The organism is Devosia sp. GW821-FHT12F11, from assembly GCF_058806655.1.
Genome location: NZ_JBXAPX010000003.1, coordinates 262,014 through 286,564, shown reverse-complemented (window position 1 = coordinate 286,564; position 24,551 = coordinate 262,014). Strand labels below are relative to the sequence as shown.

Below are 24,551 nucleotides of genomic sequence, written 5' to 3'. Positions count from 1 at the left end.
GTTCCGGTTCGAAAGCGCGACAAGTCTCACGTGGTTCGCATCCAGCCATGAGGGTGGCCAATGCACCGAGGACAACTGGCAGCAGCAATGCTGGCCTTTCTCGCATCGACCTCGGTCGGCTTTGCCGGCACGCTCGATGACGTCCGCGCCCGCGACAAGCTGATCTGCGGCGTCAGCGAGGGGCTCGGCGGCTTTTCCGAGCAGGACGGGGCAGGGGCCTGGCAGGGATTTGACGTCGACTTCTGCCGCGCCGTCGCGGCCGCGGTGCTCGGCGATACCGGGAAGGTCGAGTACCTGCCGCTCTCGGCCGAGGCCCGCTTCGCTGCGCTCAGTGACGGCAAGATCGACCTGTTGTCGCGCAACAGCACCTGGACCATGTCGCGCGACCTGGACCTCGGGCTCGATTTCCCGGGGACCAGCTATTTCGACGGGCAGGGCTTCATGATTCCCGCCATATTCGGTGCGATCAGCCCGCGCGAGCTCGACGGCGCCAGCATCTGCGTGGTCAGCGGCACCACGACCGAGGCCAACGCCACGGCCTATTTCGAGAAGGCCGGTCTCAAAGTGTCGTTCCTGAGTTTTGAGGAGCGGGACGAGGCGCGCGCTGCCTATGCCGAGGCCAAGTGCGATGCCTATACTGCCGATCGTTCAGCCTTGGCTGCCGAGCGCGCGGCACTGCCCGTCCCGGACGAGCACGTCATCCTCAAGGACGTCATCTCCAAGGAGCCGCTCGGCCCGGTGGTGCGCGACAGCGACCCGCAATGGACCACGCTTATCCGCTGGACCCTGTTCGCGCTGATCGATGCCGAGGAGCAGGGCCTCGATGCGGCTTCGATGACCGGCGCCGGCGCCGATGCGGCCAAGGCAATGGGAGCGCCGGCGGTGAAGGCGCTGGGCCTGTCCGAGGATTGGCTGGTCAAGGTGCTGGCCGGGGTCGGCAACTATGGCGAGGTGTTCGAGCGCAACCTCGGTGGGGAGACGCCGATGCAACTGAGCCGTGGCGTCAACGCCCTCTGGACCCAAGGCGGGATCCTCTATGCGCCGCCCATGCCCTGACCTGATCCGCAGCCTGTTCGTCGCGCTGCTGGCGCTGTTCCTTGTTGCGCCGGCGGTCGTCGTCCCGGCTTTGGCGCAGGATCGCGTCGACCTGTCGCCGCGCGATCTGGCGGTGGTCCGCATCAACATCATCGACCTGCTCGCCAACGAACCGCGCCTGCCGCTGCCGATCAAGCAGCGTCGCGATGTGCTGCGCACCTATTATGAGGAGCAGAGCGGTGACCTGCTCTGGCTCAACAGCGCCCGCGCCGCTGTCATGGTTTCGCGGCTGACCAACGCCACCGATGACGGGCTCAACCCGGACGACTACCCAGGCCAGCAACTCGCCGGCCTGATGGCCGCCGCTGGCGAGACCGACAAGCGCAGCCTCGCCATCATCGAGCTCTATTTCTCGGCGGCGTTCCTCGAGTACGCGTCGGACCTGAAGGTCGGCCGGTTCCTCCCGAACAAGATCGACCCCAACTTCTTCCTCGCTCCGCGCACTATCGACGAGGCCGCCGCGCTGGCGGGAGTCGCCAAGGTGGCCGATGTCGAAACGGTGCTGCACGCCTGGGAGCCGCAGAACGCCGAGTATCAAGCCTTGCGCAAGGCGCTCGACGACTACCACGCGCTGGCCGTGCTCGGCGGCTGGGGCACCGTGCCGCTCGGCGACACGCTGAAGCCGGGGATGACCGATCCGCGCATTCCCGCCCTCCGCGCCCGCCTCGCCGTTACCGACGGCGCTGCCGCCACCGCGCCGGGCGAACCGGAGCTCTACGACGAGTCGCTGGTCGAAGCGGTAAAGCACTTCCAGGCGCGCCATGGCCTCGATGTCGACGGTGTCGTTGGCCCCGCCTCGCTGGTCGCCATGAACGTGCCGATCGAGGATCGCATCGAATCGATCGACTTCGCCATGGAGCGCTGGCGCTGGATGCCGGACGACCTCGGCCGACAATACATCATCGTCAATATCGCCGGTTTCGAGCTGCGTCGTATCGCCGATGGCGAGATCAAGGAGAAGATGGCGGTGGTGGTGGGCAAGCCCTACAGCCGCACGCCGGTGTTCAGCGACGCCATCCGTTACCTCGAGTTCAACCCGTACTGGAACGTGCCGGCGGGCCTCGCCGCCAAGGAGGAGCTGCCCAAGCTGCAGAACAACCCGGCAGCGGTGGCCGCGGCCGGCTTCGAGGCGGTGCGCGGCAAGGATGTCTACGACGTCCGGCAGGTCGATTGGGCCCAGGTGACGCCGAGCCGCTTTCCGTTCCAGCTGCGCCAGAAGCCGGGCACCAACAACGCCCTGGGCCGGGTGAAGTTCATGTTCCCCAACGCTCACGATGTCTACCTGCACGACACCCCGTCACGCAGCCTGTTCGGCCGCGCCGAGCGCGCCTTCAGCCACGGCTGCATCCGCCTGTCCCGGCCGCTCGAGCTGGCCGATCAGGTGCTGGCTGCCGGGGGTGTCGACGGCTGGTCGGACCAGCGCATCGATTCCGTCGTGGCGTCGCTGAAGAACACCGTGGTGAACCTCAAGACGCCGCTGCCGGTGCACATCACCTACCTCACCGCCTGGGTCGAGGCCGACGGCGTCCACTTCAGCTCAGATATCTACGGCCACGACGAAAAGCTGCTCGCCGCGCTGGACGGCAAGTCGCTGGCCTGGTGAGCAACGCCAGAAGCGCCGGCTTGGGGCCTGCGCTTATCATCTCAAGGCTGAGGGGGAAGATTGGCTCCGCGGCTTGGACTCGAACCAAGGACCATTCGATTAACAGTCGAATGCTCTACCAACTGAGCTACCGCGGAACACGTGCCTCGTGTGAAGCAGCGCCCGTGTAGCGGTTTTGATTTCCTTTGCCAAGCCCGAATTTCCGATCTCGGAAACTCAATCGCGAAGGGACCCGGCCGTGGTCGCTCGCAGCTGCAGATTGGCCAGATCTTCCGGGGTGTTGACGTTGGCGAAGGGATCGCCGGCAGCGCCTTTCGGCCACTCGATGATGAGCCCCTGAGCTGCGGAACACAGCGATTTTAGACTGCGTGGTGCCGTTCCGGCCCGTACCCGCTCCGGCAGGTCGCGGAATCGCGCCACGCGCCAGATCGCGTTGGTGGGGTAGGGCTGTCCGCGATAGGCAGCGATCGCCGCGGGCGCCTCGCCGAGCCCGTCGACGAGGCGCGTGACGAAATCAGGCGGCAGGAACGGGGTGTCCACTGCGACGCTGACCAGCAGCTCCGGCGGCGTGGCCATGGCATTGAGGTAGGCGACAGCACCGGCCAGCCCCGCCAGCGGTCCGGCATAGTCACCCTGGAGGTCCGGTACCGCGTTCATGCCGGCAGAAAGGTGCAGTGCTGCCGGATCGATTCGCCCATGCCCCACCAGTAACGGCGAACAGGCTGCAAGCCGCGCTGCGACGCGCTCGAGCAGCCGCACGCCGCCAATCACCAGTTCGGATTTGATCACCCCACCCAGCCGCTCGCCGCGTCCGCCGGCGAGGATCAGGCCGGCGATCGAGTGTTGATTCTGTGCCATAGCAGAGTGCTCTACCGCCTTGGTGGTCTTGACAAATTCTCCGTCGCCATAGAGGAGCGGCGGTGGGGGGCTTCAGTTTACTGGAGTCTATATGACTACGCGTATCTTCGCCGCCCTGGCATTTGCCGGGCTGCTCACCGGCACCGCCAGCGCTGCCGATCTCTACGTTCCCGCTCCTGACCAGGCCATCGTAAGTGCCAGCCGCGACTGGACCGGTTTCTATATTGGCGCCAACGCCGGTTACGCCGATTTCGATGCGGCCCATTTCGGTGATGACAGCGACCTCGCCACGCTCAACGGTTGGCAGGGCGGCGTGCAGGCGGGCTACAACGCCCAGTTCGATTCCATCGTGCTTGGCGTTGAAGCCGATCTGTCGGCCGCCGGCATCATCGAAGGCAGTGATACCGACCACTGGGACGCGGATGATGGGATCAATGGGCTCGCCACTCTCCGCGGCCGCCTCGGTTTCGCGGTCGGTGATCTGCTGCTCTACAGCACGGCTGGTCTGGCCGTTGCCAATCTCGACGTCGACGATGAAAGCCAGACTATCGGCGGTTGGGTCGCCGGTGTGGGCGCCGAGTACATGGTGACCGACAGCGTGTCGCTGAAAGCAGAGTATCTCTACACCAACTTCGGCACCGTCGAAGTCGATGGCTACGGCGGCGACGAGTTCGACATCGACGGCTCGGCGGTCCGCGTCGGCGTAAACTTCCACTTCTGACCGCGCCGGCAATCGGCCGGGCCCCGCACGCGGGGCCCGGTTTTGGCTGCGTCAGCGCCCAAAGTACTCGCGATAATCGGTGTCGTAGCCGAAGTAGCGCGGCCCGACGAGTTCGATGCCGGCCGGCGTCAGCCATTGCGGGTTGGATGGCATGGCCAACGCCTTCAGCCTGAGGCCATAGCGCAGCGCGTCGGCGGTGACCGGCAGCCCCGACTCGGCGTCGAGCACGGTGATCAGGTCGGGCGTCGTGACCAGGATCTCGCCATCCCGCTCGGCCATCAGGAACTCGTTCTGGAAATCCAGCCGGAAGCTGTGACCCTTCCACTCCTCGACGCCCTCGAAACGGGCGGTGCCGCGGGCGAAGCCGCCGACGGTGCGGCGCTCGATATCCTTGATGCGGCCGTGGAAAATCACGTCGGCATCGAGTTTGTCGACGATGGCGTTGACCGGATCGACGTGGCCGGCCTTGGCTTCGCGCAGGGTGCGGCCCAGTTCCGAACAAAGTGTCAGCGTGCCGCGCACGATCGCCTTCTTCGCCACCGCGCCCGACATCGAGTAGAAGGCGAGCAGCGCCGAGCCGCCCATTTCCACCGTGGCAGCGCGGGCGAGGCGTTCGGTCCAGGCATTGCTGACCGTCTCGAGCACCAGCGAGTTGCCCTTGTCGTCGCAGAGCACCATCGGCGTTGCCGAAACACCGTGCATGGTGAAGGTCACCATCTGCAGCTCGGGATAGGCGCGACCCATGCCGTCACCATCGACCAGCGGCAGGCCGGCCATTGCCGCCACCACGAACGGGGTGGTGGAATTGACGCCACCGGCCTCGCCGCAGAGCACGGCGTCGATCTTCCTGCCGAGCAACTGCTCGAGCGCGCGGAAGGCGTTGATCAGCTCCTCGCCCTGCGGGAGCTTTTCGGTCATCACCGTGGGGGCGCCCATCATGCAGACGGGGACCACCAGCGCGTCGTCGGGCAGTTCGTCGATATCGACGAGGTTGACCGGGCCGTACTGCTTGATCGCCTGCTGGGCCATCAGTTTGCCGACATAGGGGTCGCCGCCGCCGCCGGTCCCGAGGATGGCGCCGCCAGTGGCGATATCTTCCATGTCCTCGGCATGGATGGTGCGAAGAAACTTCATTTTGCGGTTCCTTTCGCCTCAGGCCACGATGGGCTGGGGCTGCAGCGGGTTGAAGGTGAGTTCGGGGTAGCCGAAGGCCTTGGGGCCGACAATTTCCAGCGCTTTGGGTGTCTTCATCAGCTCGTGCACCGGGAGCCCGATCACTGCGATGCGCTGGCCGTAGCGCAGCACTTCGGTGGTGATCGGTTCGCCGGTATCGAGCTCGAGGTTGATGATCAGGTCGGGCACCATGATCACCGGCACGTCGTCGACCCAGAGTACGAGATTCTCGTTCTGGATGGCGATGCGCGCTTCGGAGCCCGCCCAATCGCCGACGCCGCTGATATGCGCATGGCCGCGGGCAAAACCACCCACCAGTTCACGCCGCACATCGGTGACCTTGCCGGTGAAGAACAGCTTGCCGCCGGTCGAGGCGACGACGCGCTCGACCACGTTCTGTCGCTTCTGGCGGGCATCGAGCACGGTGTCGCCGATCCGGAGGGCCTGCGTGACAGTGCCGGGCACCGCAGTGCGGCGGACGAACTCCATCGACATCGGGGCAATGGCGAGGCCAGCGGCGGCCCCCATGTTCACCGAGACACCGCGAGCGAAGGTCTCGAGCCAGAACATGTCGATCACTTCCTTGAAGACGACGACATTGCCCTTCTCGTCGGCGATGGCTGCCGGAGCGGCTTTCGCGCCGTAGATGAAGAAGGTGGTCATCTGCACTTCGGGGAAGGCCCGGCCCATGCCGTCGCCGTCGATCACCGGGAGGCCCGCATAGGCTGCCGCGATAACCGGTTCCAACGCGTTGGAGCCGCCGATCTCGGCCGAAATGGTGGCCGAGAGTTTCACTCCGGCCGTCTCTTCCACGGCGCGCATGGCGCGATAGCACTCGCCGCCTTCCTCGATCTTTTCGACGCCCACCACGGGTGCGCCGATGCCGCCGACCTCGCCGACCCAGGCGTCGTCGGGCAGCGCATCGAGCGGCAGCACGCGGACTTCAGCGCCCTTGCGGATCAGCTCGCGCGCCCTGAGCATCCCGACATAGGGGTTGCCGCCGCCACCGGTGCCGAGCAGCGCGGCGCCGATCGACAGTGGCAGCAGGTCGCTCTCCTTGAGCAGATACCCCTTATCCGACATGCAGTTCACCGACTGCCTTGACGCGGACGCGGGTGGCGTTGCCGGGCAGGTAGGCCAGCGGCACGTCCTCGACGTCGACGATTTCGATCGACGAGCGCAACGCGCCGGCGGCGACCGCCGCTTCGGTGGCGCGTTCCTTGGCGTCGGTCAGCGCCTGGTCGCGGCCGATCTCGGCCAGCGCATAGACGCGATCGACCTCGCCCGAAACCTGCGCAATGGCGGCGCCGACGGCGTTGGCCACGGCGAAATGGTTCGGCTTGATCACCTCGAGGCCGCCGATCGGGCCATCGACGAGGATCGAGCCGCCGCCCACCACGATCACCGGCAATGGTTCGGGCGAGAGACGCGAGCGCTCGACGCAATCCTCGAGCATCGACATGATCTTGGCTTGGGTGCGCGTGATGAATTCGGGCGTCAAGTGCGCGACCTTGGCCCTGTCGCCGAGTTCGGCGCGGCCAGAGGCGACGATGACGTCAGACGTGGTCAGCGTCGAGCCGCCGAAGATCAGCGCCTCGGTGACGATCCGGTAGCCGACTGAGGTCGGGCCCACCTTGATGGCATCGCCGGTCTCGACGACGTGCGAGCCACCCCCGAGGCCGATCGAGAACACGTCCGGCATCCGGAAGTTGGTTCGCACGCCGCCGACTTCCACGGCCACGGTGGCTTGGCGTGGGAAACCCTTATGCAGCGAGCCGACGTCGGAGGTGGTGCCGCCGATATCGACGACGATGGCATCCGCAACTCCCGAGAGGAAAGCCGCGCCGCGCATCGAATTGGTCGGGCCCGAGGCGAAGGTCAGCACCGGGAACTTTTCCGCGAACGCCGCATCCATCAGCGTTCCGTCGTTCTGCGTCAGGTAGAAGCGCCCCCTGATGCCGGTCTCGGTGATCGCTTTGCGGAAGGCTTCGATCACGTGCCTGGACAGATCGCGCAGGCAGGCGTTCATGATCGCCGCGTTCTCGCGCTCCAACAGGCCGATCCGGCCGATATCGCTCGAGAGGGTGATGTGGACGCCCGGCAGGGCCTTGGCGAGGATTTCGCCGGCCTGCTTCTCGAACTCGCCGGTTACCGGCGAGAATACCGAGGTGATGGCGATGGTGTTGATGCCCTTGGCCTTGATGTCCTCGGCGATGCCGAGCAGTTCCTTCTCGTCGAGCGGCGAGATCACGCGGCCGTCGAACTCGTTGCCGCCGTGGGCGAGGTAGCCGGTGCCGCCGATCGCCGCCTTCAGGTCCTCGGGCCAGTCGACCATCGGGGGCAGGGAGGCGGTGGCGGGGAGGCCGAGGCGCACTGCGGCAGTCTTCGCCAGATCGCGCCGCTGCACCACCGCGTTGGTGAAGTGGGTGGTGCCGATCATCACCACGTCGATGGCCGAGGCCTCCATCTTCGAGGCCTCAAGCACGGCTTTCAGTGCATTGACCACGCCGGTCATCACGTCGGCGGTGGTGGCGGCCTTGACGCCGGCGATGACGGTCGCGCCGTCCATGACGACGGCGTCCGTGTTGGTGCCGCCCACGTCGATGCCAATTCTGATCATTTTTCTATCCTTTGGGAGACTGCTGCCGCTCCGCCCCGGAGCGCGATAAGTTGTTCTGCCGTCGGGATTTCCCCGTCGATCAGTGGGATTTTTGGCCGCATCGCCTCCTCCTCGGCCGAGATCACCGGCACCGAGGCAAGGAGGAGGCGGGTATAGTCATGCTGCGGCGCCTCGAAGACGGAGGCAGTGGGGCCGGTCTCGACGATCTTGCCGAGATAGAGCACCCCGACCGTGTCGGCGAAGTTCCGCATCAGGCTGAGGTCGTGCGAGATGAAGAGGTAAGTGAGCCCGAGCTGCCGGCCGAGATCGACCAGGAGGTCCATGACACGGGCCTGCACCGAAACGTCCAGCGCCGAGGTCGGCTCGTCGAGGATCAGCAGTTGCGGCGCCACCGCCAGCGCCCGGGCAATGGCAACGCGCTGCTTCTGGCCGCCGGACAGCTCGTGCGGGTAGCGCAGCGCGAAATCCGCCGGCAACTGCACCATCTCGAGCAGCTCGGCGATCCGCCGCTTGTGCTCCCTGGCCGGCGTCGCATGCGCGGCGAGCGGCACGGCGATCGACTGGCCCACGGTGCGGCGCGGGTTGAGCGACGAGCCGGGGTTCTGGAACACCATCTGCACCTTGCGGCCATAGGCGCGGGTGCCGGTCTCGCCGATGATGCTGTGGCCATCGAGCCGGATATCGCCGCTGGTTGGCCTCGCCAGCCCCATGATCAAGCGGGCAATGGTCGACTTGCCCGAGCCGCTCTCGCCGGCAAGGCCGTAGACCTTGCCCCGCTCGATCGAAAACGAAACGTCGTCGACGGCGCGCACATCGCCGCTCTTCCGTCCGAAGCTGTTGCGGACGGGGAAGAGCTTGGTCAGCCCCGAGATTTCCAGCATGCTGCTCATGCGGCCGCTCCCGCCTTGCCGAAGCTGGTGCCGCCGGTGAGGCGAGGCACGGCCGAGATCAGCGCCTTGGTGTAATCGTCCCGCGGCGCTTCGAAGAGCTCCGCGGTCGGCCGGTGCTCGACCACCACCCCTTTGTTCATCACGTAGACGTAGTTCGAGGTTTCGCGCACCACGCCCAGATTGTGGGTGATCATCAGCAAGGCGAGACCACGCTCCTCGACGAGATCCTTCAACAGTTTCAGGATCTGCGCCTGGGTGGTGACGTCGAGCGCCGTGCCAGGCTCGTCGGCGATCAGCAGTCGCGGCTCGCTGAGCAGCGCCATGGCGATGAGCACGCGCTGCCGCATGCCGCCCGACAGCATGATCGGGTAGGAGCGCGCCACCCGTTCAGGGTCACGCATCCGCACTTGGCCAAGCACTTCGTGCACCCGCGCCATTCGCTCCCTGCCGTTGCGACTGCGGCCGAGGCGGCGGTCGGCATATTTGAGGATCGTGCCCATCTGGTCGGCGATGGTGAAGACCGGGTTGAGCGAGCTCATCGGATCCTGGAACACCATCGACATGGCGGTGCCGCGCAGCTTCAGCCGCTCGCGATCCGGCATCGTCAGCAGGTCGCGGCCATCGTAGAAGATCTCGCCACCGGTGACCTTGGCCGGCGGGCTGCGCAGCAGCCCCATGATAGCCCGCATCGTCACGGTCTTGCCCGAACCGCTCTCGCCCACCAGCGCAATCTGCGAGCGGGCCGGCACGTCGAGCGACACCCCTTTCAGCACCGGGTTGGTCTGGCCGTAGGTGGTGAACTGGACGCTGAGGTTGCGGACGGAGAGCAGGGCGTCGGCCATCAGCGCACCTCCTGCACGTCGAACAGGTCGCGCAGGCCATCCCCGAGCAGGTTGAAGCCGAGCGCCACGATGAGGATGGCAAAGCCCGGCAGCACCGATTCCCACCAGTAATCGGGCAGGAATGCCGAACCCGAGGCGACCATGGTGCCGAGGTCGGGAGTAGGGGGCTGGATGCCGAGGCCGAGAAAGCTCAGCGAGGCGCCGACCAGGATGACGAAGCCGGCATCGAGCGAGGTCTTCACCGCCAGCGCCGAAACGCAGTTGGGCAGGATTTCGCGGAACAGGATGTGGAACTTGCTGGCGCCCAGCGTTTCCGCCGCCTCGACGAACTCCTGGGTGCGCAGCTGGCGGGTGATCGAGTAGATCAGCCGCGTATGCCAGGTCCACCACAGCGCGGCGATCGCCAGCATCGAGTTGATCAGGTCGGGCGACAGCACCGCGGCAACCGCCAACGCCATGACCAGCGGCGGGATGGCGAGCGCGATGTCGGTCAGGCGCATGATGACGATCTCGACCCAGCCGCCGAAATAGCCGGCAAGCAAGCCAAGCGTTGTGCCCACCGGGATGGCGATGCCGAGCACCACCAGCGCCAAGAGCAGCGAGATCCTGAGCCCGAAGATGACCCGGGTAAAGATGTCGCGCCCGACATTGTCGGTGCCGAACCAGTACTCCGCCGACGGCGGCAGGTGGCGAGCCCGGAAGTTCACCACCGCGCCGACGTGCTCGGGATGCGGGGTGATCCAGGGCGCCAGGATCGCCGCGAGGATGGCAAGGATCACGATCGCCGCGCCGATCACCGCGGTCGGGTTGCGCGAGAAGCGATACCAGTTCTGGTAGGCGTTGGAGAGCCGGCGGGGTGGGGCGGTGGGAACGGTTTCGCTTGCCATCAGCGGCTCCCACGAATGCGGACGCGGGGGTCGACGAAGCCGACCAGCACGTCGATGACGAGATTGACCAGGACGAAGAACACACCCGAGACCATCACCACGCCCATCACCGCGTTGAGGTCCTTCTGCAGGATCGTGCGGATGCCGTAGGCGGCCATACCGGGCCAGGCAAAGACCAGCTCGACGACGAAGGCGTTGCCGATCAGCGAAGCGAACTCCAGCCCGAGAATGGTCAGCGGCGGCACGAAGCTGGGGCGCAGCATGTACTTGAACACCCGGATCGGCTCCGGCACGCCGAAGGCGCGGCTCGCCTCGATATAGTCCTGGCTCGCGACGTCGATCATCGACGATCGGGTGATGCGGGCGATCTGCCCCATGGTGGCGAGCGCCAGCGCGGTGGCGGGCAGCAGCAGGTGACGCAGCGCCTCACCGAACACGTCGAGGCGGCCGACCAACAGCGAGTCGACGGTCAAGAGGCCGGTGATGCCGGCGACGAACTCCATATTGTGCGGCAACCGCCCGGTGGTCGGCAGGATGTGCAGCACGTAGCCGGCGAGGATCTGCAGCAACAGCGCTGCAAAGAAGCTCGGAGTGACGGCCGAAAAGATCGCCAGCACCCGAACCAGCGTATCGGGCCATTTGTCCTTCCAGCGCGCTGCCGCGACGCCCAGCGGCACGCCCAGCACGAAGGCGATGGTGATCGTCGCCAGCACCAGCTCGAAGGTGGCCGCAAACGTATCGCGGATATCGTCGTTGACCGGGCGCTCGGTCAGCAGCGAGCGGCCGAGGTCACCACGGCTGAGCCCGGCGATGAACATGCCGTATTGCTCGACGATCGGCTTGTTGAGCCCGAGCTTTTCCTGCAGGTCCGCCACCTGCTGCGCCGTGGCGGTTGGGCCGAGCGCCATGCGCGCCGGGTCACCCGGGACCACGCGGGCGATGGCGAAGATGACGATCGACAGGCCCACAAGGACCAGGATCGACCACAAGATGCGCCGAAACAGAAAAAGCAGGAATTCCAAGAGCAGCCCGCCCTGATGAGCCGAGAAGGGGTGGTGCAGGAGTGGCGTCCCCGGCTGGAGCGCTTTCAGGAAAAGTTCTGAGACTCTTCCACCTCGAAAGCGCGCTAGGGCCGGGGACGGCTACGATCAGCAGGTCCAGCTGTAGCGGGTGAAGTCGTAGTCGAACGACATCATCGGAACGGCCTTGAAGCCGGTGAGACACTTGTCCATCGCGTGCTGCACCGTCTGGGTGTTGAGGAACACGTCAGACTGCAGGTCGACCAGCTTGTGCTGCAGGGCCTTGTAGATCTCTGCCTGCTTGGCGGTGTCGCCGGTGCCGCGGGCCTCGTCGATCATGGCGTCGATCTCCGGATCCCCAACCCACTCCATCGAAGCCCAGGTGCCGGCCGCTTCCGAGTGGTACTGCGTGAAGAACATCGAGTCCGGCGACGGATAGGTCGGGCCGAAGAAGATCTGGTTCACGTTCGGCGTGGTCTCGACCTTGCCGGCGATCTCGGTAATGCGGTTCCAGGGGTCGGCCTGCTGTGTCACGACGAACCCGAGCTGCTCGAGGTTCGACTGCATCAGGAGGCTGATCTCTTCCTCGAACTTGGTGCCCGCCACATAGGCGAGGGTGATCGGGATCGGCGCGCCGGCATATTTCGACTGAGCGACCTCCGCCTTGGCCGCCTCGAGATCGTAGACCGGTTCGGGGATATCGTCGGCATGGAAGGCGGCGAAAGCCTTCGGCAGCGGCGTCGACAGTACCCCGCCGGGCGAGATCACGTCGCGGATGGTGGCGTAGTCGGTGGCGAGCGCGATGGCCTTGCGGATATGCACGTCATCGGTCGGCGCGGCCTTGCTGTTGAGCTTGAGGTAGAAGGCCGTCGAGGTCTCCTCCTTGGCGATCACGAAGCGGCCCATGCCCTCGAGGGCAGTGTAAGTGTCGGGCGATTGGAACTGGCTCGACATGGTCAGCTCGCCCGAAGCGGCGAGCGAGCGCACGGTTGCTTCGTCGTTGGTGATGATCCAGCGCACCTCGTCGATCGGACCGGCGCCGAAGCCCTTGTAGTAGTCGGCATTGCGGGTGATCGTCATCTGGCTGCCGCGATCCCAGCTCTTGAGGCTGTAGGCGCCGGCGCCCGCGACATTGGTCGCAAGCCAGGTCTGGCCGTCGTCCGAACCCTCGTTGGCCTTCACCAGCTCCTCGTTGAGGATGAAGATGGCCGGCACGGTGGTCAGGAACGGCGCGAAGGTCTTGGAGAGGGTGAACTTCACGGTCTTGGCGTCGACGGCCGTCACCGAGCCGGGCGTCAACACGCCGGAGAACAGGTTGGCCGGGCCCTGGTTGATGCGCAGCAGGCGCTCGACGGTGTAGACCACGTCGCTGGCTTCGACCGGCGAACCATCGGCGAATTTGGCGTCGTCGCGCAGCTTGTAGGTGACTTCCTTGGCATCGTCCGACACCATCCAGCTCTCGGCCAGCTCGGGAATGATGTTGCCGGCGGAATCGACCGTGACCAGCCCGTCATAGAGATTCACGGCCGCCATGTAGTCGGTGTAGTCCGAGATCTTCGCCGGATCGATGGTCCCGAAGATCTGCACGGTGTTCATCGTCACTGTGACCGCCATGGCGGGCGCTGCGCCCAGCATGAGGGTCGAAAGTGCAGTTGCTGCAAGAAGCCTGTGCTTGGTCATGACTGTGATGTTCCTGTCCCGTTTTTTGTCCGCCCGGCGCTTCAGCCCCAAGCCGGAAGACCGCCCGGCCGCGCCGGCACCCCTCGGGGCTCGCTGTCACCTTGCGGTCGCACGAGCCCGATAGGGGAAGCTTCGCAACATGCGGGTATCAGGCTCAAGGCGCAAAGAAGGCTAGGTTTTCGACTAAAACGTCTAGGTTCTAGCCCACCAGTCCAAGGGCACGCGCCGCGCTTATCGCCTCGCGGCGTCGCTTGCAGCCGAGCTTGCGATAGGCGTTGGACAGGTGGAACTTGACGGTCGCCTCGCTGAGGCCGAGCGCGTTGGCGATGAACTTGTTGGACGATCCTTCGGAGATCATCATCAGCACCTTGGTCTCGCGCCGGCTGAGACCGTTCTGGGCTCCCAGCGCCGAGTTGGGCAGACCGCCATCGCGCAGGCGCCGGAGCACTTGGCGCACCGGCGCGGAAATCTCGAGATACTCGCCGATACGCTGCTGCTCGACCAGTTCGCTGAGGAACACCCGCTCCTCGGCCAACGGGGCAATGGCGCCGAGCCGCGCGGCTTCCTCGAACACCTTCTGCAGCAGTGCGCGGGCTCGCGACAGGTTGCGCTGTCGCTTGTAGACGAAGGCCAGCCAGACTTCGGCGCAGAGCCGCTGGCGTCCGGTGAGGTTCAGGTTCCCGATGATGAAGCCGAGCTGTCGTTCGAGATGCGGCCGCGTCGGCTGCTCGTAGACAATGTGCCTCAGCCAGATCATCGCCTGGACGATCTCGTCGCGGTCCTGCAGGCGTTCGAGTTCCTCGCCGGCGGCGGCAACCCACGCGCGGGTAATGCGGGTGGCGAGTGCCGCTGTTTTCTCGGCCGCCTCCTGCCAGCGGTTGGTGTTTTGCAGGATCGCCGCCTCGCGCAGTTCGATCATCAAGCCGAACTGCCGGTTGGAGACTTGGTAGACGCGCCAGCGATCAAGGAAATTCCGCGCCGCGAGGGTGGAGAAGTGTTCGCTCAGCGCCTGGCTGCCGTAATGCAGGGCGAACTCGATCAGGCTGGGCCAGATCTCGCCGTGGACGAAGTCGTCCAGCTCCGTGCTGAGGAAGCGGGCAAGCGGCTCGGGCTTGCCCCCCTCGTAGTCGATGCAGGCATTGAGGAGCGCCAGCAGGCGGTCGTCGCCGGGACTGTCGAACTCGATGGCATGCAGGTAGCGCGCCGCTTGCTCCGCGTGCCGGCGAGCATTGTTGGCGTCGCCCATCAGCAGCCGCATCAATGCCTGGTGGAGGCTGATATAGAACGCGAGCATGGGCACCTTGGCCTGCTCGTAGTGGTAGAGGGCGCGCTGGGCGACATCCTCGGCAGCCGCGAGGCGGCGGCGGCGGATGTAGAATTCCAGCACTGAGTTGTAGAAGCTGCCGCGCACGATGTGGTCGTCGAGCGGCAGGTCGCCCAAGGTGTCGAACACCTGCTCGAACAACTCGTCGGTCAGCTGGTAGTCCTCGTAGATCAGCATGACGACGCGGAAGGCGAGAAGATCCGTGCTGTACTTTTCGCGGTGCGTGAAGACGCTGTGGAAGTCGTTGACCCCCGAGCCGAACCGATCGGCCAGCAGCCTGCGGGCGCGAGCCACTTCGCCATGCTTGAGCGCCTGCATCGCCAGGCTCATCACCAGCGTGTCGTTGCCAAGCGCGTAGTCGGAGGGGAAGCCCGCAAGCACGCGATCAAAGGCGGCTGCGCCGTGCCGGTAGAGATAGAACCGACCACCGCCGGCAGCGTAGACGGCGGAGGCCTCGTCGAAGCGGCCGATCGCTTGCCAGGTCGTGATGGCATCCGTCATCCAGCCCTGTCCGGCATAGGCCGCTGCGAGTTCGGCTGCCCGTTCGGGATGCTCGCGCCGCGAGGCGATCTCCGCGGCAAGCGCATGTCGCAACGCCGGGCGAACCGGGTCGAGCAGCGCCAGCAACTCCGAGCTCGCCATCGGGGCTGTGCTTCCGTCGAGCCAGGCCGCCAGAGCGGCAAGCTCGACAGCGCGCATCGGCGCCAGCAGTTCACTGGCAAGGAAGCGCGCCAGCTCTTCTTCCCCCGCGCTCGGTCGGCCAAGCAGGATCGGCCACCCGCGCGACTGCTGAAAAGCGCGTTCGGCGAGCCGCGCCGGCATCACCTGCCGCAGCTCGTCTCGGCCGATCAGCAGCTCCGGCACGCCGAGGCGCCGGACATGGCCGTAGACTGCGGCACGATCGAGCGACGGCAGCACCGTCTCCGGCCGCTTGGCGATGATGATCCGGCGGTCGCCGGAGACGAAGACCTCGGGCAGGGGCGCTGGTGTGCTCCCCGGCGGGATGTCCCACAGCGTAATCGGGCTGCCGCTGTCAGGAGGTGCCGACGCCGAGCGATGGATGTCTGTCTCCAGTTCCTCCGCCAGTTGCGCCAGCAGGATGGACTTGCCCATCCCTGCCGGCGCCTCGAACAGCAACACCGTTTCCGGTGCGGCGAGCAGCTCCCGGCGCTTCTGCGCGCGGTCGATGTACGGTCTCGTCAGGGCATCAGGCATGGGTGTTGGGGGTAAAGCACGGTCCTGTTACGGAGAACAAGGCCGGAAAACCAGGGCGGACACAAGCGAGGAGGGCGCTTTGTTCAGAAATGCCGTCGTCATTGCCCCCGTTCAGCTTGCATCAAGAATTGCTCTGCCATATGAACCGCCTCGGTGGGGCCACATGGCGGAGTGGTTACGCAGCGGATTGCAAATCCGTGTATTCCGGTTCGATTCCGGATGTGGCCTCCAACCTCCCCTTTCCAGGATTTCTGAGACCGCGCACTCCGGTGACCGACGAGGGACGCTATGGCGGGCGATCGCTGCTTGGTGCGCCCGATTACTCGGCGAGCCCGCGTTCGTCGCATCCGCCACCGAAGTGGTCTGGGAGTTCGCCGAGCGACGCTGCCTCGCTATCGAGGAGTAGTTCGAACACGCCGGACATTCGGTCGTGACGGTGTTCGTTGACGACTTCGACGAACAGTTGGCGCTGATCGCCTCACGTGGATTGGAGCCGGCAACGCGGCGGCGGTGTCCGCAAGCGCTGTTCCGGGTCCGGATGGCAACGAGACCGGGGTCGGCGGAGCCCCGTTGCGAACTCGTCTCCGGCTGGCTGATGCGGCGCTACCGTCGGCGGCAGGCCGCTGCCCGGCGCTCGTCACGCACGCGGAAAGGGCCTTCGAAGACCGCCTCGAGAGCAAGGGGGCCGCCGCGTCGGCGAAGCTGTCAGTCAAGCATCTGCTTGCCGTTCAACCATGGACCGACTGGCGAGGATGCGGTAGTACTTTGTCTGGGCTCAATAATATGGTCGGGAACATGCGAGCAGCATTGCGGTTCGTCAGAAATTGTGTGCTTCCGGGAGCGGTTTTGCTGGCCGTCGGCGGAGTAGGGAGCGTCGTAGGCCAGGAGGCCGCCGCAGAGCCTGCGACGCCACCACCACCGGCCCCCTGGGGAGCACGTTGCGCCAGCAGCGCCCGCACCACAGCGCCGGACTGCGTGATTGAGCAGCGTGTCGTGCTTTCCAACAATGGCCAGCTCCTCGCCGCCGTCACCATTCGGTTGCCGCCGGACAGCTCGACGCCGGTAATGATGATTCAGACCCCGTTCGGTCTAAACCTCCCCGCGGGCCTGAAACTTGCGATCGATGAGAAGCCGTTCGAAACGCTGCCGCTACAGACCTGCGACGGCGGCGGCTGCTACGCCGGCAATGTCGTGTCGGCTGAACTGCTTGGCGCCCTGAAGCAGGGCACGACCCTGTCGATTACCTTCCAGGACGCGGCTCAGCGCGATATCGCCGTGCCGGTGTCGCTCAACGGCTTCACTGCCGCCTACGAAAAGATCCAGTAGCCCAGACGGGGCGCCGGCAGGTTCGGCGGGCTCCCCGCTATGGGGGGGTAGCCTCTCGCTGCCCGGCACGCGTCGCAATCCAGGGCAAACGCATACGCGGATGAGGGCATGCCCGTCGCCGCGAGCGCCCGGGATCTCCTTTGATCCTCTATTCGCAAGGCGGGGGCCGGTGAGCAGAAGCCCTCACGCCGCAAAGTGCCGAAGGCGGAGGAGGGCTGCAGGAAGCGCCGGCGCGTGAGGCCCCGCCCGTCTTCGGCTCACTGGTCATTGCACGGTCGCCACGCCCGATGCGCCAGGGCGACGGCATCCATCGAGAACCGCAAGGTTAGCCGGCGTGCTGGGGCCGCGCAGCGCTGGCGCGTTGGCAAGTCCGTCGTGGTGGACAGCAAGAGGGGCGCCAGCTATCCGCCTGCACCCCTCCCGCTCTCTCCAGGCTGTTCGGTCAGAACGGCGCGGAAATCTTCATAGCCCCGCCGTAGCTCTTGACCGTCTCGCCAACCTTGGCGTCGCCGGTCAGGCGGAAGGTCGCTCCATTGTTGGCGATGACGTCGAAGCCCAGCGTCACGTCGAACAGCGCTTCGTCGAGATCGCCGGTGATGGTGAACGGATCCACGCCATCCGGAGCGCCGGCGAAGCCGGCAGAGATTTCCGGGGCTGTGCCGAGCACCACGTCCAGGGCGCCGATGCGGACGAAGGAGCGGAGGATCGCGTCCTCGCCAAGGTCCATTTCGCCGCCCAGCTCGATCGACGGCGCCACCGTGACATAGGTCTCGTCATGGCCGTCGATCTCGAGCGCTACCGGCCCGCCTGTCTCGGCGAAATCGGCAATGCTCACCTGCGATACACCGACATCGACCATCGGCCGGACGTACCAGTTGTCCTGCTCGATGCTGTGCGACAGCCGCACATGGGCAGAAGCAAAGCCGATATCCTGTGTGCCTTCGAGCACATAGCTCGGGCCCAGCGGCATGTCGACGAACCGCGAGACGTTCTGTGACGACCAGCCGCCGGTAATCGCACCGGCGAGGACCGTGTTGCCCCAGACGCCCTTGAACACTGCACCTGCCTGGAACCGGTTGCCGGTGCTCGAGACGTTGCCGTTGCTGTCGGTGCCGATGTCCTCCCACGAGCCGCCGATACCGGCGACGAAGTGCTCGTCGATGCGGGCCTGGGCGCCGGCGCTGAGGCCGTAGCTGGTTTGCGCAAAGCCGAGGTTGGTGTCGGTCTCGGAGCGCTCCGTCTTGCGCTGGTTGACCGCGGTCCAGACGCACTGGCCCTCGGCGTCGATGCTCTCCTGCACCTTGCAGCTCATCAGTGAGTTTTCGAACTGTAGGCCGGCCAGCATCGCCAGGGTTTCGTTGATCAGGTACGGCTCGGGGCTAAGCTGATCGAGCGTTTCCTGGTAGGTCTCGAGATCGGGGATCTGGAACAGCGACGCTACCACCGGCTCGAGCGCATCGGACCCGCCGGCCAACTGGAAGGCGTTGATGTACTCACCGATCGCGCTCTGGTTCGGGTTCAGGCCTTCGACGTCGAAGTCGATGCCGTAGCTAAGCAGCAACTCCTTTTCTGTCTGCGACAGCGCGTAGGTAGCGACGACCGAGGCAGGGGCCGTAAGCGTCGGCGTGCCGGTCAGCGCCACCGCCGATTTGGCGATGGTCACCTGGTGATCGCCCGGCAGCGCGTTGCCCATGTTGAGCAGCGTGAGGTCGACTTCGCCCAACATTTCCAGCGTGCCGTCGACATCGATCAGGTCGGCCTCGCCCTCCAGCGCCGGATCCGGCGGCAGATGGCTCTTGGCCAGGTCGACGTCAACCGCGTAGGTGCCCTTGATGTCCTGGACCATGTTGCCGTTGACGGCCGTGGTCATCACCTTGTTCTTACCACCGGCAGCCATTACGCCGAAGTTGGTCAGCACGTTTCCGTCGCCGAACTTGGCGAAGTGGCCGGAATTGAAGGTGCCAAGTTCTTCGTTGACGAAGCTGTTCGTGCCGATACCGAGGTCGACCGAGCCGGTGACGATCCCGGTGTTGGAGATCGCCTCGTTGCCGCCCTTATGCTGCTTGGCCACAGTGGCGTTCGTTGGATCGCTGCCCGTGGCCAGAATTGCCCAGCCGGCGTCGACGCCATCGGCGGTGGTGATGGTGCCGGCGTTGTCGACGGTGTTGGTCTTGCCATCCATGATCCACAGACCGACGCCGACATAGTCCATGGTGCCGACCGAAGCCGTGCGGCCGCCGCGAATGATGGTGCCGGCGCCGTTGATGTCGATGATGACGTTGCCGTTAGAGGCGTTGGTGTCGGCAGCGCTGTGCGCGAGGATGCCGATCGATCCAAGGCCACGGTTGGCGTCGCCGGGAAGCAGATTCTCCGCCGTTAGTACCGAGCCGCTGACAGTAACCGTGACGTCGCCCGAAGTCGCCGCGACGGCATTGTTGGTCAGGTTGGCCAACCCGCCCGCGCTTTGGGCGAAGATGCCCGTGGCGTTGTTGCCGGCGGTCCGGATTGTGCCGGTGAGATCGACACTGACAGCACCGGCATCACCATCGTCACCCTTGCTGCCGATCTTCCAGGACAGGAGGTCGAGGCCGGGCACGTCATTACCCAAACCACCCATGAGCCCGCCACCGCCACCCACGCTTTGGGCGAAGATGCCGGCGGAGCTGTCGCCATGCGTGATGATGTCGCCGTTTGCGGTGACGTCGACCACGCCGCCGTTGCCACCGTCACCGGATGCTCGGCCAAAGGCGAGGCCGATGCCAAGGTTTAGTCCGGGGATGGTCAGGCCAGGTATCGGTGTCTCGATATCGGCGGCCAAGGCACGGTCGACGTTGCCGGCAATGCCGCCGCCGCCACCCACCGATTGGGCGAAGATGCCGTTGGACGCGACGCCGAAGGTCTCGATGTCGCCGGTGGCCCGCTGCGAGACTGTGACGTCACCGCCGTTGCCCGCGCCAGCACCCTCGCCACCGAGGCCGAGCAGACCAGTGGCGCCGATGACGGCCTTACCGCCGACGCCGCCGCCCTTGCCCACACTCTGGGCGAAGATGCCGTTGGAGTTGCCGGCGTGCGTGGTGATGTTGCCGCCGTTGTCGACGACCACTTCACCGCCATCGCCACCGGCGCCCGAATTACCGCCGACCGCCACTGTGGCGTTCTTATAGAAGGACACCGAGCCGAAGGGCACGCCGACCAGCATTTCAACCGGCACCGGTAGGAGTTCGCCGGTACCCAAGATGCCGTTGCCACCGTTGCCGCCGCCGCCACCGATTGACTGTGCGTAGATGCCGTCGGCGGTGTCGCCGAAGGTTTCTATGCGGCCGGTGTTGATGACTTCGACCTTCTCGCCGTGGTTAGCCAATCCGCCGTCGCCGCCGATGGCGAGGTTCATCGCCAGATTGTTCTTGGTGGCATCGGGTGCCGAGCAGACGATAGGCAGGGTGCACTTGTTGGCGATGACCAGCGAGATGGTGTTGGCGCGGCCACCGATGCCGCCGCCACCGCCAACGCTCTGGGAATAAATGCCGTAGCCGCTGACGCCGCGGGTGACGATGCCGCCGGTGTTCTCGACCTTCACCTCGCCACCGGTGCTGCCGTCACCGGCGTCGCCGCCGACCGAGACGTTGGCGGTGAGGGTGCGGTTCTTGTCGTTGGTGCTGTTGGAGAGCAGGCCGACGGCTGTGATGGCGCCGCCGCCGTCGCCACCGCCACCACCGACCGCCTGGGCAAAGATGCCGACCGCGGCTGCGCCCTGGACATCGATCGAGCCGTGATTGGTGACGTCGACCTGGCCGCCGATGCCGCCGGCGCCGCCGGCGCCGCCCACCGAGACAGTGGCATTGACCGAGGTGGCTGCCTCATCCGCGCTGCCGCCCGATTTGCCGAGTTGGGCAACCAGCGCCATGCCGCCATTGCCACCGCCGCCGCCGATCGACTGAGCCTTGATGCCGTGTGCCTCGAGACCCTCGGTTTCGATCGATCCTGCCGCCTGGTTGGTGACCTTGACTGTACCGCCGTAATTGCCCGTGCCGCCCTCGCCGCCCACCGACACGCCGATGGCCATCGAATCCTTCTGGGCGAAGGTCATCTGGGCGGTGATCGCCAGCCCGCCATTGCCGCCGCCGCCGCCCTGCGAGTGACCGAGGATGCCGATGGCGCCGCTGCCGTAAGTGTGAATCGCACCCGAGTTCGACACCGTCACGGCGCCGGCATAGCTGCCGGCAGCGCCCTTGCCGCCAACGGATACGCCGACCGCGCCGGGTGTCTCGGAGAAGTTGAACGTGCCCGACACCGCCAGGCCGCCGTTACCTCCACCACCACCCAGCGACTGCGCCATGATGCCGTAGCTGTTATCGCCGTAGGTGGTGATGGCGCTCGAATTGATAACGTCGGAAGCGCCGCCGTGGCCGCCGCCGGCGCCGGTGCCGCCAAGCGCCACCGCGATGGTGACCGACGTTTCACCGCCAAAACCGAAGGCGCCAGCAAAGCCGAAGCCACCATCGCCGCCGCCGCCGCCAACCGACTGCGCGTAGATGCCGTGCGAGCCGTTGGAATGGGTCAGTAGCGCGCCGACGCTGCTGTTGACGTCGACATCGCCGCCATTACCGCCGCCATTGCCGCTTCCGCCCACCGCGATGCCAAAGGCGGCGCCGCCGCCGATGGTCACGGCGACGCTGCCGGCGAAGCCGCCGTTGCCGCCACCGCCGCCGATCGACTGGGCGTAGATGGCATGCGAGGCCAGCCCGAAGGTTTCGACGCGGCCGGTGTTGTTGACCGTCACCTGCTGGGCGTGGCTGGCGCCACCGCCCTTGCCGCCGACCGAAATTGCCGCAGCGCCGGCGGGGAGGTCTTCGACCGAGACTCCCAGGGCGCCAGACAACGCGAAGCCGCCGTCGCCGCCACCGCCGCCGATCGACTGCGCAAAAATGCCGTGCGACTTGTCGCCGAAATTGGTGGTGATGCTGCCTACGGTCGTCGAATAGCCGGTGGTGATCGCCCCCGAGTTTGTCACCGTGACGACGCCGCCGTTGCTGCCGGCGCCGCCGGAGCCGCCAACAGCGACCGCAGCACCAACCACGCCGCCGGCGCCGCTGAGCGCGGCACCGCCGCGGCCACCGCCGCCACCGATTGATTGCGCGACGATCGCCGAAGCCTCGCTGCCACGCGTGGTAACGATGTTGTCGTTGTCGACGAGGACGGTGCCGGCTGTGGCGCCACCTCCGCCTCCGCCCCCCAGGCTCACGGCGAGGCCGAAGGCACCGGCGCCGAGCGCGCCGGCAACACCGCCATTGCCGCCGCCGCCGCCGATCGATTGGGCAAGGATGCCGACCGCGCCCTGGCCCTGCGTGCTGATGGTGGCGCCAGTGAAGCCCGCGCCAGTGGTGTTGACGGTGACGCCGCCCGCCAGGTTGCCGGCTCCACCGTCGCCGCCCAGGCCGATCGCGCCGGCCATGCCGCCCAATGATCCGGCAACGCTGAAGCCGCCATTGCCGCCGCCGCCGCCGATCGACTGGGCGACGATGCCGTGCGACTGATTGCCCAGGGTCGCGACGTTGCCAACGGCATTGACGGTGACGTTCTTGCTGACGCCGCCGGCCCCGCCGCTGCCTCCCAGGGCTACCGATAGCGTGTATCCGCCGCCGCCAGTGAGCGCGACAGTGCCGCCGCCGTTGCCACCACCGCCGCCGATCGACTGGGCAATGATACCGCTCGCCTCTTTGCCGTCGGTGTAGATGGAGCCCTTCTGGTTCACCAGGACATCGTCGCCATCGCCGCCATCACCACCCCTGCCGCCCAGAGAAACTGAAACGTCGACCGGGGAGCCGAGACCGACCGTACCGGAATAGGCGTAGCCGCCGTTACCGCCACCGCCGCCGATCGACTGGACGACCAGGCCGTGGGCACGATCCTGCGTGGTATCGATGACCGTGGCAGTCAGGGTATTGACGTCCGCCACGTCGTTGTAGATGGCCCGTTTGCCGTCGCCGCCTGGCCCGGCGCCACCACCGATGGCGATCGACGCACCGGTGCCCACGGCAACCGCACCGCCACCATTGCCGCCACCGCCGCCGATCGACTGTACCATGACGGCGATCGAACCCGCGCCGGTGGTGCTGACGTTTGCGGAGTTGTTGATCGTCGCGACTTTGGAACCGCCACCCGAGCCCCCGCTGCCGCCCACGGAAAACAGACCGCCGGCGCCGCCGCCATCGCCGCCGCCGCCGCCGATCGATTGCGCGAAGAGGCCGAACGAGTCGGCGCCACCGGTGACGATCACGCCGCGGTTGGTGATCGTAACAATGTTGCCGCTCGATTCACCGCCGCCGGCGCCGCCGACAGCGCCGATGCCCCCAGCATCGCCACCGGAGCCGGCGCCAGCGCCGACGCTCTGGGCGAAAATGCCATGCGAATTGTTGCCGTAGGTGGTGACGGTGCCGTCGTTGGTCACCGTGACGACCCCGGCATCACCACCATTGCCACCGCCGCGACCGAGCGCATACCCGGCCTCGGCGTCACCACCTCGGCCGCCGTTGCCGCCGGTGCTGCGCGCATAGACGCCATGGCCTCCTGCGCCATAGGTCACGATGGTCGAGTTCGCCCCCAAGGTAACCTGAACATCGGCACCATCGCCGCCCGCGCCGCCGTTACCGGCGTCGGAATAGAACGCGGCGAACGTGCCACCGCCGTTGCCGCCAGCGCCGCCAATGCTCTGCGCCAGCACACCGATGCCGGGCTTGGTGGGGTCGCTATCATAGACGGTAATGGCGCCATTATTGTTGACCACGACCGATCCGGCATTGCCGCCGCTGCTGCCGCTGCTGCACCAGGAGACCAACAGCAAGTTCGTGCAACTGCCATTGCCGCCGCGACCACCGATCGACTCGACCTGAATACCGTTGGCGTCGGTGGTACTAAAGGGTGCGCCGGGCGTGCCAACATTGTTGACAGTGAGGTTGCCTGAGAGAGCGCCTCCAACCGGACCGGTTGAGGCCAGATGCAGTCCAAGTGCCTCCTCGGTCGTAAAGGTCGGGCCCCCGCCTTGTATCGTGTAGCTGTAAGGGTTTCCCGAAGTGCCGTCGCCAGTACGTTCGATATATTGGCCGCCGACCTGGTACGGTGTATCGTCCGACGTTTCCGGCGTTGCGTTCTTGATGGCCATGACGGTGATGGCGCCCAAGGGACCACCACCGTCGGGATCGAAGCCGGTTCGCACTGTCAGGTTGAGCTGGACATCGTTGTCGGCCTGATTGACGCCGGACTCGCGAAGCAAGATGCCAACGGTACCGCTTGGGGTGACA

At 66.1% G+C, this 24,551-nt stretch carries 15 protein-coding genes and 2 tRNA genes; 5 read left to right on the top strand and 12 right to left on the bottom strand.

The window, feature by feature from the left end; all coding sequences use genetic code 11:
• The first annotated feature begins 60 nt into the window (after window positions 1–60).
• Both AC1ROK_RS11440 and AC1ROK_RS11435 read left to right on the top strand, forming a co-directional pair.
• On the top strand, window positions 61–1,056 hold the full coding sequence (locus AC1ROK_RS11440; protein WP_492846891.1) for an amino acid ABC transporter substrate-binding protein: 996 nt from the start codon (window positions 61–63) through the stop codon (window positions 1,054–1,056).
• Window positions 1,037–2,698: a L,D-transpeptidase family protein gene (locus AC1ROK_RS11435; protein WP_492846889.1), complete on the top strand. Its 1,662-nt coding sequence runs from the start codon at window positions 1,037–1,039 to the stop codon at window positions 2,696–2,698. The genes AC1ROK_RS11440 and AC1ROK_RS11435 overlap by 20 nt, the downstream gene beginning before the upstream one ends.
• Window positions 2,699–2,759: 61 nt before the next feature.
• Here the strand turns inward: AC1ROK_RS11435 and AC1ROK_RS11430 are convergent.
• Both AC1ROK_RS11430 and mobA read right to left on the bottom strand, forming a co-directional pair.
• Window positions 2,760–2,835: transfer RNA gene (locus AC1ROK_RS11430), tRNA-Asn, on the bottom strand.
• A 79-nt stretch (window positions 2,836–2,914) separates the two neighbouring features.
• Window positions 2,915–3,556: a molybdenum cofactor guanylyltransferase gene (mobA, locus tag AC1ROK_RS11425; protein ID WP_492846887.1), complete on the bottom strand. Its 642-nt coding sequence runs from the start codon at window positions 3,554–3,556 to the stop codon at window positions 2,915–2,917.
• Between the two features lie 91 nt (window positions 3,557–3,647).
• Between mobA and AC1ROK_RS11420 the strand changes: the two genes are divergently transcribed.
• Entirely contained in the window at window positions 3,648–4,277 is a 630-nt protein-coding gene (locus AC1ROK_RS11420; RefSeq protein ID WP_492846885.1) for an outer membrane protein, read from the top strand.
• 51 nt (window positions 4,278–4,328) lie between these two features.
• On the opposite strand, the gene AC1ROK_RS11415 is transcribed toward AC1ROK_RS11420, so the two are convergent.
• From AC1ROK_RS11415 to AC1ROK_RS11375, 9 genes are all read right to left on the bottom strand, one after another.
• Window positions 4,329–5,411, bottom strand: a complete 1,083-nt coding sequence (locus tag AC1ROK_RS11415) for an S-methyl thiohydantoin desulfurase family protein (protein WP_492846883.1) — start codon at window positions 5,409–5,411, stop codon at window positions 4,329–4,331.
• Window positions 5,412–5,429: 18 nt separating this feature from the next.
• Window positions 5,430–6,533, bottom strand: coding sequence for an S-methyl thiohydantoin desulfurase family protein (locus AC1ROK_RS11410; RefSeq protein WP_492846882.1), 1,104 nt, complete (start codon window positions 6,531–6,533; stop codon window positions 5,430–5,432).
• Complete coding sequence (locus AC1ROK_RS11405) at window positions 6,523–8,070, bottom strand: hydantoinase/oxoprolinase N-terminal domain-containing protein (RefSeq protein WP_492846880.1); 1,548 nt, start codon at window positions 8,068–8,070, stop codon at window positions 6,523–6,525. Before AC1ROK_RS11405 ends, AC1ROK_RS11410 begins: the two co-directional genes overlap by 11 nt.
• Window positions 8,067–8,960, bottom strand: a complete 894-nt coding sequence (locus AC1ROK_RS11400) for an ATP-binding cassette domain-containing protein (RefSeq protein WP_492846878.1) — start codon at window positions 8,958–8,960, stop codon at window positions 8,067–8,069. The genes AC1ROK_RS11405 and AC1ROK_RS11400 overlap by 4 nt, the downstream gene beginning before the upstream one ends.
• Window positions 8,957–9,802 (bottom strand): ABC transporter ATP-binding protein, encoded by an 846-nt coding sequence (locus AC1ROK_RS11395; protein ID WP_492846876.1) that lies wholly within the window; start codon window positions 9,800–9,802, stop codon window positions 8,957–8,959. Before AC1ROK_RS11395 ends, AC1ROK_RS11400 begins: the two co-directional genes overlap by 4 nt.
• The gene (locus tag AC1ROK_RS11390) at window positions 9,802–10,689 is read right to left on the bottom strand and encodes an ABC transporter permease (protein WP_492846874.1); all 888 of its coding nucleotides are present in this window, start codon (window positions 10,687–10,689) and stop codon (window positions 9,802–9,804) included. Before AC1ROK_RS11390 ends, AC1ROK_RS11395 begins: the two co-directional genes overlap by 1 nt.
• Entirely contained in the window at window positions 10,689–11,711 is a 1,023-nt protein-coding gene (locus tag AC1ROK_RS11385; RefSeq protein ID WP_492846872.1) for an ABC transporter permease, read from the bottom strand. Before AC1ROK_RS11385 ends, AC1ROK_RS11390 begins: the two co-directional genes overlap by 1 nt.
• A 126-nt stretch (window positions 11,712–11,837) precedes the next feature.
• Window positions 11,838–13,388 (bottom strand): ABC transporter substrate-binding protein, encoded by a 1,551-nt coding sequence (locus AC1ROK_RS11380; protein WP_492846869.1) that lies wholly within the window; start codon window positions 13,386–13,388, stop codon window positions 11,838–11,840.
• Between the two features lie 199 nt (window positions 13,389–13,587).
• Window positions 13,588–15,927: a helix-turn-helix transcriptional regulator gene (locus AC1ROK_RS11375; RefSeq protein WP_492846867.1), complete on the bottom strand. Its 2,340-nt coding sequence runs from the start codon at window positions 15,925–15,927 to the stop codon at window positions 13,588–13,590.
• Window positions 15,928–16,084: 157 nt separating this feature from the next.
• Between AC1ROK_RS11375 and AC1ROK_RS11370 the strand changes: the two genes are divergently transcribed.
• Together AC1ROK_RS11370 and AC1ROK_RS11365 are read left to right on the top strand one after the other, a co-directional pair.
• A tRNA-Cys gene (locus tag AC1ROK_RS11370) sits at window positions 16,085–16,158 on the top strand.
• Window positions 16,159–16,710: 552 nt separating this feature from the next.
• Complete coding sequence (locus tag AC1ROK_RS11365) at window positions 16,711–17,253, top strand: invasion associated locus B family protein (RefSeq protein WP_492847391.1); 543 nt, start codon at window positions 16,711–16,713, stop codon at window positions 17,251–17,253.
• A gap of 442 nt (window positions 17,254–17,695) precedes the next feature.
• Here AC1ROK_RS11365 and AC1ROK_RS11360 read toward each other — a convergent pair whose 3' ends face one another.
• A complete protein-coding gene (locus AC1ROK_RS11360) occupies window positions 17,696–24,523 on the bottom strand; it encodes a hypothetical protein (protein WP_492846865.1) in 6,828 nt (2,275 codons plus the stop codon).
• Window positions 24,524–24,551: the final 28 nt, after the last annotated feature.